Source organism: Parasphingorhabdus pacifica, from assembly GCF_054779195.1.
Genome location: NZ_BAAGYS010000015.1, coordinates 192,044 through 203,876 on the forward strand (window position 1 = coordinate 192,044; position 11,833 = coordinate 203,876).

10 protein-coding genes and 1 pseudogene are annotated in these 11,833 nt (G+C 66.3%); 5 read left to right on the forward strand and 6 right to left on the reverse strand.

The genetic code is table 11. The features are described 5' to 3' along the window. Positions 1–86: 86 nt before the first annotated feature. Genes ACYVAN_RS22740 through ACYVAN_RS22765 form a run of 6 tightly spaced genes read right to left on the reverse strand, consistent with a single transcriptional unit; the run spans position 87 to position 6,366 of the window. On the reverse strand, positions 87–878 hold the full coding sequence (locus ACYVAN_RS22740) for a class I SAM-dependent methyltransferase (protein ID WP_460962895.1): 792 nt from the start codon (positions 876–878) through the stop codon (positions 87–89). Next, positions 866–2,146, reverse strand: a complete 1,281-nt coding sequence (locus tag ACYVAN_RS22745; RefSeq protein WP_460962897.1) for an MFS transporter — start codon at positions 2,144–2,146, stop codon at positions 866–868. Before ACYVAN_RS22745 ends, ACYVAN_RS22740 begins: the two co-directional genes overlap by 13 nt. Then, positions 2,143–3,165: a dipeptide epimerase gene (locus ACYVAN_RS22750; RefSeq protein WP_460962899.1), complete on the reverse strand. Its 1,023-nt coding sequence runs from the start codon at positions 3,163–3,165 to the stop codon at positions 2,143–2,145. Before ACYVAN_RS22750 ends, ACYVAN_RS22745 begins: the two co-directional genes overlap by 4 nt. Continuing rightward, on the reverse strand, positions 3,162–4,238 hold the full coding sequence (locus tag ACYVAN_RS22755; protein WP_460962901.1) for a PLP-dependent cysteine synthase family protein: 1,077 nt from the start codon (positions 4,236–4,238) through the stop codon (positions 3,162–3,164). Before ACYVAN_RS22755 ends, ACYVAN_RS22750 begins: the two co-directional genes overlap by 4 nt. Next, complete coding sequence (locus ACYVAN_RS22760; protein ID WP_460962903.1) at positions 4,238–5,095, reverse strand: Rossmann-like domain-containing protein; 858 nt, start codon at positions 5,093–5,095, stop codon at positions 4,238–4,240. The genes ACYVAN_RS22755 and ACYVAN_RS22760 overlap by 1 nt, the downstream gene beginning before the upstream one ends. After that, positions 5,092–6,366 carry an ATP-grasp domain-containing protein gene (locus tag ACYVAN_RS22765; protein ID WP_460962905.1) on the reverse strand — a complete coding sequence of 425 codons (1,275 nt, stop codon included), beginning with the start codon at positions 6,364–6,366 and terminating at the stop codon, positions 5,092–5,094. The genes ACYVAN_RS22760 and ACYVAN_RS22765 overlap by 4 nt, the downstream gene beginning before the upstream one ends. Before the next feature lie 97 nt (positions 6,367–6,463). Between ACYVAN_RS22765 and ACYVAN_RS22770 the strand changes: the two genes are divergently transcribed. From ACYVAN_RS22770 to ACYVAN_RS22790, 5 genes and pseudogenes are all read left to right on the forward strand, one after another. Next, positions 6,464–7,960, forward strand: a complete 1,497-nt coding sequence (locus ACYVAN_RS22770; RefSeq protein WP_460962907.1) for an alpha/beta hydrolase — start codon at positions 6,464–6,466, stop codon at positions 7,958–7,960. A 151-nt stretch (positions 7,961–8,111) separates the two neighbouring features. Beyond that, positions 8,112–8,333: pseudogene (locus ACYVAN_RS22775) on the forward strand (cyclic nucleotide-binding domain-containing protein); the annotation flags it as partial. 57 nt (positions 8,334–8,390) lie between these two features. After that, positions 8,391–8,738, forward strand: coding sequence for a helix-turn-helix domain-containing protein (locus ACYVAN_RS22780; RefSeq protein ID WP_460962922.1), 348 nt, complete (start codon positions 8,391–8,393; stop codon positions 8,736–8,738). Position 8,739: 1 nt separating this feature from the next. Further along, complete coding sequence (locus tag ACYVAN_RS22785) at positions 8,740–9,660, forward strand: nucleotidyl cyclase domain-containing protein (protein WP_460962908.1); 921 nt, start codon at positions 8,740–8,742, stop codon at positions 9,658–9,660. Next, on the forward strand, positions 9,657–11,693 hold the full coding sequence (locus ACYVAN_RS22790; protein WP_460962910.1) for a hypothetical protein: 2,037 nt from the start codon (positions 9,657–9,659) through the stop codon (positions 11,691–11,693). Before ACYVAN_RS22785 ends, ACYVAN_RS22790 begins: the two co-directional genes overlap by 4 nt. The last annotated feature ends 140 nt before the right edge of the window (positions 11,694–11,833 follow it).

Below are 11,833 nucleotides of genomic sequence, written 5' to 3' on the forward strand. Positions count from 1 at the left end.
CGTCGGCGAGCGCTGATCCAAACTAACGCAATTGGTTTTCATTTTCGATGACTTCTACGGGCCGGCTGCTGCGGAACCGCCGGACATCACTTCCTGCGTGCGACGAGATGCAGGCGGTCCCCGCTCAACCGCTCCGACAGCGACGCCCCCGAACCCCACGACATCTCGGTGCGCGGACCCGGTTCGTCGAACAGAGCCACCACCTCGAAGCCGTTCCGGCTGGCGAAGTAGCGCAACTCCTGCGGGAACAGCAGCCGCCACGCGGAGAGCTGCTCCAGCGGTTCCGCACGCCCCTCCCAATCCCAGTGGCGCTCGCGCCGCAGGAGTTGCGCCGCGTGGTCGATCCACAACCTGGTCCTCGATCGGTAGACCACGTCCTGCCAGGTCACGGTCTGCTCGCGGACACCGTCGAGCAGCTCGGTACTGCCGAGGAAGAACGCGCCGTTACGCATCTCGGCGATCAGCAACCCGCCAGAACGCAGGTGTCGTCCGCACCGCCGCAGGAAATCCTCGATCTCGTCGTTGGTGTGGCAGTACAGGAACGCGCTGTCCATGCAGGTGATGACGTCGAAGGCGCGGTCCAGACCGAAATCTCGCATGTCGGCGACAGCGAACTCCGCTCGCGCGCAGTGCTCCCGCGCGTGCTCGACCATCCGCGACGAGGCGTCCAAGCCGGTGACTCGGTAGCCCCGCCGCACCCAGAACCGGGCATCCCGCCCGGTGCCACAACCCACGTCGAGCAGTTCCCGGCCATGGCCGAACCTGCCGACGAGGTCGTCGACGAACCGGGCGGCCACGTTCTCGGGGTCGGGAAACCGCTGCTCGTATAGCACCGGGTTGTCGGTCAGGAAGTTCGCGCCCGCGGTTACCGGGTCCAAGGGGATACTCCTTTCGTGGCCGCTTCTCTCGATGCCGGGCCGAAGCTTCCGCGTGCTTCCAACGCGAAGGCCCAGAGGGCCGACCCCAGTCCGATGAGGACGCAGAGCAGAGACGGAAGCCACGGCAAGTGGCTGCCCGCCAGGTCGATCACCCACCCGAGAACCGCGTTGCCACCCGCGGCCGCCACACCGGACGCGAGGTAGAAAACGCCGAAGTACGTTCCGGAGAGCTCCTCGCTGCCGAAGGACGGGATCAGCTCGTAGACGAACGGCTGGGTGAGCATCGATCCGACGGCGAGAACGAACACCGTGATCAGCACGGGCGAAAGCCTGGCCGCGGTCTCCCATGGGCCGTCGGGCCCGTGCTCCGGGATCATCGAGGAAGCCACCCCGGTAGCTGAGAACGCGAGTCCCATCAACGCCAGTCCGGTGGCGATCGACCTTCCCCTGCTCCACCGGCGCTTCATGACCTCGGTGACCCGAACCTGCAGCGCCAGCGTGGCCAGAGTGGACACCAGGTAGATCGCGGCAACGGTCCCCGGCGAGCCGGTGAACCGCTCGGCATGGATAGGCAACACCAGGTACAGCTGGTTCTGCAGGGTGAACATCCCGGTCAGCGCGCCGGTGAACGCCAGGAAGCGCCGGTCGGACAGCACCCCGCGCCAGTCGGTGAGGACCGTCGTCTCGCGACGCTCGACCGCGCGCACCGGCAGCACGGCGACCTGGGCGACCGTAAGCACCGTGAAGATCACTGCTGCCGCGACGGCGGACAACCGGAAGCCGACGAGGATCAACACACTCCCGAGTAGCGGCCCCAGCAGCGCACCGGTGGTGGCGAACACGTTGAACAGCGAGAACGCCTCGGCACGCCGATCACGTGCCTCCTGGGAGAGATAGGACCGGACCGCCGGGTTGAACAGTGCTCCCGCCAACCCACTGAGCACCGAGGCCAAGAACAACACCGGCAACGAGACCCCGAACGCGAACATGCCGAACCCGACCGCGCGCAGGGCACAGCCTGCGATGATGACCCCGCGCGCCCCCAGCCGATCGGAAGCCGTCCCGCCCAGCAGGAACATGCCCTGCTGGCTGAGATTTCGCACCCCGAGGATCACCCCGACCATCGCGGCCGAGATACCGAGATCGTGCCCGAGGTAGCCGGCCAAGAACGGGATCAGCAGGTAGAAGCCGGTGTTCACGCCGAGCTGGTTGACCAGCAGGAGCTGCACCGCGACGGGGAAACTGCGGATCAGGCGCCAGGTCTTCATTCCGCGACCACCGGGTGCACCCCCAGGCCAGGTTCCGCTCCCAGGCGGAGATTCCCGTCCGCTCCCGCGATACCCGCCCAGGGGTCGTCAGCGAGCAGCAGGTGCCCGTCCAGATCCACCCAACGGGCCACGCCCGCCAGGTGCACCGCCGGAGCGATGCCCAGTGAACTCGACACCAGGCAACCGAGCATGATCTCGACACCGAACCCGTGCGCGGTGTCGATGATCTCGCGGGCGGCACGGATTCCCCCGCATTTCGGCAACTTGACGTTGACTCCGTGCACTCGGTCGCCGAGCGCACGGACGTCGTCGACGGTGGCGGCATCCTCGTCGGCGATCACCGGTATCGGCGACCGTTCCGCCACCCGGGCCAGTACATCCGGTGTTCCGGGTGCGATCGGTTGCTCCACCGCTTCGACGTCGTGCCGCCGGAAGGCGTGGAGCATCCGCAGCGCCTGTTCGGGCCCCCAGGCACCGTTGGGATCGAGCAGTAGCCGCGCGGCCGGTGCGGCCGCGCGGATGGCACCGACCCGCTCCGGCTCCCCGTCCGAACCGTCCACTTTGATCTTGATTACCGAGAACCCGCTGTCGGCGAGATCGCGGGCCATCTCCGCCGCGCGGCCGATCGGCGTGATTCCGATCGTGTAGGCCGTCGGGATCGGCTGCGCACAGCCGGTACCGAGCATCCGGTGCAACGGGATTCCCCGAGTCTTGGCGGTCAGATCGTGCAGGGCAGCGTCCACTGCCGCCGCCACCCCGGGAACTCCGGTCAGGCGCGCGAGCGGCAACCCGAGATCAGGGCCGGGTGCGTTTTCGACGAGATCTCGAACGCTTTCCAGCGCAGCCGAGATCCGCGGCACATCGAGTCCGTAGTAGACACTCGTGACCACCTCGCCATGGCCGACGAGCCCGGCGTGCTCGATGCCGACCACGACCACCTCGCGCTCGGACATCACCGACCGCGAGATCCGGAACGGCTCCCGAAGCCGCAGCGTGCCGGCATTCCAGTGCAGCTTCACGCCGGTACCTCCATCGCCGCCAGCGGATCGGCAACGACCCGGCAACGGGTCCACCCGTCGACGGCCACCGCCCCGGAATGGGCGATCTCCATGGGGCGTCCGGCTACCGGTTGTTCCAGCAGCCCCCGCTCCCGGCAGTAGTCGTCGTCGAAGATCGTGCCCAGGTACCGGTGCGGCCCGTCCGGAAATACCGTCACGACCCGTGCTTCCGGCTCGACACGCGCCGCCCACGCCGCGACCACGGCCACCGCTCCGGTGCTCCAACCACCGGTGATGAACGCCCGCGCGGCGAGCCGCCTGCACGCTTGGGCGGCTTCCGCGGGCCCCACCCAGTGCACCTCGTCGAATTCCCGGTAGGCGACGTTGCGCGGATGGATGCTGCTGCCGAGCCCGCGCATGATCCGTGGCCGGCTCGGTTGCCCGAAGATCGTCGATCCGATGGTGTCCACCCCGATCATTCGGGACCGTGGCCAACGGCGCCGAACAGCGCGGATCGCTCCTGCGCTGTGCCCGCCGGAACCGACACTGCACACCAGCACGTCGACATCGTCGACCTGACGCACCAACTCCTCGCCGAGCACCTCGTACCCGGCCGGGTTGTCCGGATTGTTGTACTGGTCCGGCCAGTAGGAATCGGGCAGTTCGCGGCGCAGTTCACGCACGCGGTCCAGCCGGGCCTGCTGCCACCCTCCGGTGGGATGCGGCCGGTCGACGACCTCGAGACGCGCCCCGTGCGCCTTCAGCAGCGCCCGCATACCGGGTTCGAGTTCGCGGTCGACGACGAGCACGATCGGGTGGCCGAGGGCTTGCCCGGCGAATGCCAGGCCGATCCCGAGCGTCCCGCTGGTCGACTCGACGACCGGGTGGCCGGGCCGGAGTTCGCCCCGATCGCGCGCGCCGAGCAACATCGACACCGCGGCCCTGGCTTTCATCCCTCCCGCGCTGGTGCATTCCAATTTGGCCCAGAAGCCCGGGTGCTCCAACGGGAGCGGCGCGCGAACTCGTGCCAGCGGGGTGTCGTGCATGAGATCGAGCAGATCGGGATTGCCTGCGGGAACGTACGATCCGGGCATCAATGCCCTTCCTTTCCAGCACGTCGTGGGTTGGCATCGACACGCGTTCGGTAGTGGTAGATGGAGCTGGGGCCGCCGTCGAGCCAGAAGAACGGGTAGGGCTCGGCCGAGATCGCGGTGACGCCGGAGCCGAGGAACCTCGGTAGGATTCCGCTGGCGGTTTGCGCGAACAGCACGAACGGCACGCCGCTCGTGCGGGCGTGTTCGAGGAGCGGCGCGAAGGTGCCGTTGCCGACGACCATCCCCGAGGCGAGCACCGCGTCGCAGTCGTCGAGCACCGAGCCCGCGTCGGTGACCACGGTTTCGCCCCATTCCGTCTTACCGCCCCGGTAATCGCAGGCGACGTAGGAACTTCCGCGTTCACGGAGGTGGTGCAGCAGGGAGTTGACCACTCCGATCACCAGCACCCGTTTCCCTTCGCCCACCGGAAGCAGGTCCACTACGGTTTCGGCGCGTTCCAAGGATTTCCGCAGCGAATCGCCTCGCCCGATGACGATTGGCTCCGCGTGCTCGTGATGCGGACGCAGCCATTGCAAGTAGGCGTCGAGGGTCGCCACTCGGACCGCGCGGCACGGATGTGCGAGCAGCTCGCGGACGGGTGCACCGAGGCAGTCGAAGACGACGTCCTCGGTCACCTCCCCCGGCTCGACCGCGCACGAGCCCACCGCGTCTGCCACTCGCAGGCTGAGCACGTGGTTGCGGTAGCCGTGGGCGCGGGAGCTGTGCCGCACTCCCTGTGCGGTCACGAAACCGAGATCGACCGTGGCGGTGCTCACGTGGTCACCGAAGTGCCCGCGTGCGGCGGAATCGGCCAGGTCTTCGAGGGACCCCGGTGGATCGGCGGTCTGCTGGTTCACGCGGCCGACTCCTCGGGACTGTCGGCGTAGCGGACCGCGAGACCGTTGACCAGCGACTCGGCGCGAGCTCTCGCCGCAGCCGCAACCGGGCTGGTGACCATGACGTGCCCGAGGTAGTGGTTGTTGCTGGTGGGCGAGCCTGCCCGGTGGCCGTGCCCCTTGACCGCCCAGTCGACCACGTCCGGGGTACGCGCGAGTTCGTCGATGCCGGCGACCTCGTCGATCACGCCTTCACGGGGCGGCAGCAGGAAGGAGACGGCCGCGCTCGCCGCCCCGGTGTCGGCCGGCTCCAGCTCCGGCCGCTCGCCGAGCGCGACCCGAGCGGCGACGGCGGGAAGGTCGATTCCGGTAACGCGGCGCACGAGTTCGGTGATCTGGTTGCCCGCAGGGCGTGGGTTGACCTCGACCAGCCGCGGACCGTCGGCGGTGAGCTTGATTTCGGTGTGTGCGACCACGTTGTCCAGCCCGAGGGCTTCGATCGCCGCCACCGCGACGCGGGTGATCTCGTTCTCGGTGGTCTCCGTCAGAGCAGCGGGGAACATGTGTCCGGTTTCGACGAAGCAGGGCGCTCCGGCGACGCTCTTGTCGGTGATGCCGACCACGGTGGTGTTTCCCCCCATGGTCACCGTCTCGACACTCAGCTCCGGTCCGGTGAGCAGTTCCTCCAGCAGCACGGTCGGATTCCGGCGCTGTCCGCGCGCGTTCACCGGAAAGCCCAGAATGGCCCGGTGTGCCGCGCGCAATTGTTCCGGACCGTCCACTTCGCGCACGAACATTCCCGCGCACAGGTCGACCGGTTTGATCACGAGCGGGTAGCCCATCGCCTCGGCCGCCTCTTCCAACCCGGATGTGGTTTCGGCCAGCGCGAACGCGGGGCCGGGCACGCACGCGTCGTGCAGTGCGCGCCGGGCGAGGTCTTTGGAGCACGCGCGTTCCACCGCTTCGGGCGGGGCTCCGGGGAGCCCGAGGTGTGCGGCCAGGCGCGCGGCGGCAGGCAGGTAGTAGTCGCAGGAGGTCAGTACGCCGTCGAAGCCGAGCGCGGGGTTGAGCCGTTCGATGCGGTCGAGCAATCCCCGCGGGTCGTTGGTTTCGACGGTGAGCACGTTCTCCGCCCCCAGCAATGGATGCGCACCGCGTTCCGGGGCCGCACGCAGGTAGTGATGCAGGTCGCGGGTGGCGAAGCTGAAGCGATGGCCTGCCTCCCGAATCCCACGCGGCAGCAGTGAGCTCATCGCGCCTACCCAGCTCTCCACCAACAGCAGATGCCCCACAGGACTCCTTCCAGAGGTTGCCAGCAACGATCGGTGATGATAATCGTTTTCAACAGTCCCCCGCAACACCCTCGGATGAACCTGGAAGTGACGATCCGTGATCAAACCTCTTCGAGTGGGGCTTGCCGCCGCCATGACGGCACCCTTGATCAGCGCCTCGCCCGCACCTGCCGAGAACCTCGAATTCGGCGCCTGCCCGGCAGATCTCACCCGCAGCGCCGCGACGTCGACCGACGTCGGCCAGGGCGAGGCCCCCGAGCTGGAATGCGCCGAAATCACCGTGCCGCTCGATCACGCCACCGACGATCCGCGGCGCATACCGATCGCGCTCTCCCGCGTCGAAGCGTCCGGGACGCCCGGTGAGTACCGGGGCGCCCTGCTCGTCAACCCCGGTGGCCCCGGTGGTTCCGGGCTGGACTACGCATTGACCAAGCGGGCCAAGATGCCCGAATCAGTGCGGCGTTCCTACGACATCATCGGATTCGACCCGCGCGGAGTCGGCCGAAGCGCACCGGTCGACTGCGGTCCGCTCGGCGGCCTCTTCGACCATCCGGGTCCGGAACCCGTTCCGAGCGACGTTGCCGGGGAGCGCACGTATCTCCACCGCCTGCACGACATCGCCACCGACTGCCGGGAGTACGGCGGCGACAATCTGCCGTGGATGAACACCACCAACACGGCGCGGGACATTGACCACATCCGGCGCGCCCTCGGCGAAACCGAGTTGAACTTCCTCGGCGTTTCCTACGGCACCTATCTCGGCGCCGCCTACGCGGCCGAATTCCCCGAGCACGTCGGTCGGATGGTGCTCGACAGCGTCGTCAGCCCGGATCGCTGGCACGATTTCGACGTACAACAGGCGTTCGCCATGATCGAGCAGCGCGACGTGCTCTTCGATTGGATCGCCGCGCACCCGTCCTTCGGTCTCGGAACCAACTCGGCGGCCGTGCGGGAGCACTACCTGCGCGCCCGTTCCGCGCTCGCCGAACAACCGGCGCGCGACTCGTTCGGCCCGAACGAGTTCGACAACCTCGTGTACCGGATCCTCTCCCGCACCGAACGCTGGGAACCGTTCGCCCGCGCACTCGCCGACTACATCCGCTCGGGCGACTCCCGGGGCCTGGAGCCTGCGATGCCCGAAACCGATGTGGAATCCCGCAATTATGAAGCCGCACTCCGCACCGTGAAGTGCGCCGACAGCAAGCGTCCCGGCACCGCCGAGATCATCGGGGACCTCCGCGCACTGCGTGACCGCGATCCCCGGCCGATCCTCACCGGCCTGGAAGCCGACGCGTGCCGGTTCTGGCCGAAACCCCGCGAGACCACCCGGCTCGGCCATCCCGCGATGCCGCCGGTACTGCTCGTTCAAGCCGACCACGACCCCACGACACCGCACCGGGGCGCCGAACGGATGCAGCGGAAACTGCCGGGAGCACGGATGATCACCATGAAGGACGGTTACTCCCACGGAGTCTTCGCCAGCCAGGAGAACACCTGCGTCGACACCGCCACCGCGAACTACCTCGTCTTCGGCACCGTTCCGCCGGGTGACATCACCTGCCAGGGCCCCGGGCTTCCGGAACCGCAGAACTGAGCCGCTCCTCCGGGCGCAACCGCCGCGGGGCGAGCGCTGCTCCACCGGCTGCGGCTGCGCTCAACGGGTGAACGAGTCCCGTTCGAGCTCAATCGCACCGGGCGAACCGGCATCGTGATCGGCTGTGCGAAATCACAGTGCCGAGCAAGGAATGCGCGCGCTGCTTGCGAGCGGGCGGTCAGCGCCATTCGTTCGCGATGAATACCTGATCGTCGCAGGCACGGGTAGCGCCGAGGTCCTCCTGATCGAGCAAGGACTTGTGAAGGCGACACTCCCCGCCCCAGACGGCACGGAGACGATAGCGGGCTTGTTCGGCCCCGGTGATTTGCTCGGTGAGATGGGCGTCGTCGGTCAACGCGCACGCACCGCGCACGTCGTCGCCCTGAGCAGTGGTCGAGCTGTTCACGTTTCCGCCACCACCTTCCGAAGCATGCAGGGCCAGGGCAGTGACGTGCGGGAGCTGCTCGACGAGACGTGGCGCAAGCGGCAACAGAACGCGGACGACCGGCAGCTCGCGCAGACGCGGGACGTTCCGACCCGAGTGGCAAGTGCACTGCTGCGATGGGCAAAGGAGTTCGGCCGTACAACGGAGCAGGGTCTGCTCATGCGCGGCCTCAGCCAGAAAGACATTGCCCAAGCCGTGTGCGCGTCGGAGAAGACCGTCGAAGCCGTCCTCGGCGACCTCCGGAATGCCGGGCTGCTGCGCACCGAGAGGTTGCGGTACTGGCTTCCTGCCCCGCATGCCCTCGAAGCCCGCGTCACCGGCGACTCATTCTGACTTGGCACTTGTCCCGGAAATCAGGGAGAAGCCAACGCCAGTTGGCGGCACCGTGGTGTGGGCGGCAACCGCCGCCCCGATCGAGCGTGTGCGGACATCTCAGACCACGCCGATCGCCGAGTCCCTCTGTTCTGGAGCTGCGATGCAAATGGTCCCCGAGTACCGCACCTTGCTCGGCGTCGACGTCGTCGAGTCGGCGAGCAACCACGGGTACGACCTGCAGGTCGTTCCCGAGGCCGTCGAGCACATGCTTTCCGAGTCCCTGCGCAACAGCGGAATCGATCCCAACGAGGTTCTCGAGTGGGAGCCCACCGGTGACGGCGCATTGCTGACCTTGGCCAGCAGGCATCTCGGGGCCGTCCTTGACACCACGCAACGCCTGGACATCGCCGCTTCGGCGCGCAATCGGCGGCACAAACCGGATGTCCGGCTGCGCATCGCCGTTGAAGTCGGGCCTGTCGGTGAGGGGCCAGGATTCTTCGCCCCGAAGATTGCACTGAACAGAATCCTGGAAGCCGGAGAGTTCAAGACCCTGTTCCGCCGATGCCGCCGGGAAGGCCCTGACGATGCGGTCCACAGTGCGTTGATCATCTCCGACCACGCATTACGAGTTGCCTTCAGCGGGGACCACACCCGACTGTTGCACCGGAATGACTTCGGACAACTAAATATCCAGAACAAGGAACACAATGAGACCACGTGGATCCGCGTCCCCAATTTCGACTCCCGCAGCATTACCGAGTTTGCTTCGGAACAGCAGACTCAAGATCGTGGATCCGAAACGCCGCGACCACCCGAAGAAAGGGAGGAACCAACCTACCCGTCAACACAGCAGGTTTCCAACACGATCCACGGAAACAGCTACGGAGTTCAGGCGGGCACGATAAACGGCAACATCTCACAGGGAACAGCGCAGCGATGAATTCGACGACCGAGGACAAGGGGGACGAACCAACCGAACACCCCTTCCTGCTCAGCGAGAACACGATAAGCGGTGATCAAAAGGGAGGCGTCCAAAGTGCCTCGATCCACGGCGACGTCACATTGCACAACGTTTTCGGAAATATCGAGGAACCCCTGATCATCCGCCGTAAGACCACCGACGAAATCACCAAGGCTACCCAGCAGTTCGTGGCGCCGGGCGGCTTTTCCGATGCGAGTCGGATTCTGGCCAGCCGCAGCGTCGTGGTCTTGTGCGGTCGCGGCGCCGGACGGTCACACGCTGCCCTGCGGCTGCTGGTCGATGCGGGCGTGACCGGCGTCTCCGAGATGAGCCAGCGACGCTCGCTCGGAAAGATCCGCGGGAATGAGTTGGAACCCGCGCACGGTTACGTGTGGGCAGCCGACGAGTTCGCTCGCAAACCGCTCTCCGAAGCAGACTTCGAGCACTGCGAGCGAGTGATGAACGAATCGGGCTGCCGACTGGTGATCGTGCTCGATCACAGCAAGCAGTCACCTTCCACGGCGTACGGGCAAACCGCCTCGTTGACCCCGCCCGAGCCACTCGAAGTGGCCCTGTCCGCGATCCATCGACAGCACGCGGAAGACTTCGAGTTGCCTTCATTGACGCTGAAAAACGAGCTCCATGCCGAATTGGATTCGGGTGATCCGCCGGAAAAAGCCGTCCGCGCGGCGGATTTGGCCGTCCACGTAGCTCTGGGCAATTTGGGCACGGACCGTGCTCTACTCGAACTTCGCGAAGATGTCGACGCCGCCGTCGCCCGCTGGTTCGAAGACTGGACGCTCCGGGAGTACACCATGGCGCTCTCGGTCGCGATACTGGAGGACGAACCGTACGATCGGGTCGTCTCACATGCGCAGAGGCTCGACCAGCTAATCCGCACTGCTCAGCTTCCCGAAGACAAGTCGCTGCGTCCCCGCCGGGTTTTCGACAAACCCAAGGAGCAGTTGAAGATCGACATCCGCAGCGAATTCGTCGTTCGGGACCATCCCTGGTACACCGGGTTACACGAGGAGACCATTCGGTTCGTGCGGGAAGGCTGGGCGGCCGCGGTGCTCCGGCACGCGTGGCGCGAATACCATTCCGTCCACGGCATTTTGCGCGAATGGCTTTCCGGAATTCCGGAAAATGCAGCCCGTCGGGCACTCTGCAGGATCGCCACAGAAGTCCCCGCCCACGATCCGTTGGATTTGGTCAATTCCCTCGCGAACGAAAAAATGCGGGCGCGGCGACATCTCGCCGCCACAACCCTTGAAAGACTGGCCGACGACCACAATGCACTCGTCCGAGAAACACTGGAGCATTGGACGAAATACGGAAGCGCCTACAAGAAATGGACCGCGGCGACAGTTTACTCGTCGGCGTTCGGCCGACAAAACATGGAAGAAACACTATCCCAGTTGAGCTTGATCGGGAAGTCGGACAAGAAGTCTCCGCAGGACGCTGTGATCGGCGGAATTTTAAGCATTCTTCCCGATGCGGAGGACCGCGAGCAGGTACTGAACACCGTAGTGAGTTGGTCGGAACCGAAAAACCGGAAAACCGGTCTGCGTCCAGTGTCCTTGAGCCTCGCACTGTGGATAGCCGGTTTCAACACCTACGCGAGACTCGCTGAGGAGAAAATCACCGAATCCTTCAATGGCCAGGTGCTGATCCTGGTGCGACGCTTGATGGAGGACCACGAGTTCGGACCGATCGCACTGCGACGTATGACCGAGCTGTCTGTACGCGCGTCGTGGGAGCCCGCAGCGGCCGCAGAGCTGATCCGGCTTGCGCAGCTGATCGTGCCCGATCTGCATTGGTGGCAACGGCGGAGGCGCGTCGACGATCTCATCGCCACGCACCCACACCGCGAGGCCGAAGTTCGGTGCCTGTTCCGGAACGCCAGGAAGCAGCAGCGACGGAGCGGCGCGAAACAGCCTTCCATCTGGTGGGAAACAGCAACCGCCGCGGGGCGAGCGCTGCTCCACCGGCTGCGAAGAGGGCAACGATAAGCGCTCGGCTCGGCAGACCGGAGTCGGCCGAGCCGAGCGCCGCGTGGTGGGAGGAGGGGAAGCACCACGCTGGGGGATGGTTCGGGGTCAGTCGTCGTTGTTGTGGAGTCCGGCGGTGATGAGGTCCATGACGCTGGAGT

Excerpts from the sequence above, each read along its gene's own strand:
- ACYVAN_RS22745 (WP_460962897.1), bottom strand. The coding sequence starts at position 2,146 with ATGAAGACCTGGCGCCTGATCCGCAGTTTCCCCGTCGCGGTGCAGCTC.
- ACYVAN_RS22755 (WP_460962901.1), bottom strand. The coding sequence starts at position 4,238 with ATGCCCGGATCGTACGTTCCCGCAGGCAATCCCGATCTGCTCGATCTC.
- ACYVAN_RS22780 (WP_460962922.1), top strand. The coding sequence starts at position 8,391 with ATGCAGGGCCAGGGCAGTGACGTGCGGGAGCTGCTCGACGAGACGTGG.
- ACYVAN_RS22790 (WP_460962910.1), top strand. The coding sequence starts at position 9,657 with ATGAATTCGACGACCGAGGACAAGGGGGACGAACCAACCGAACACCCC.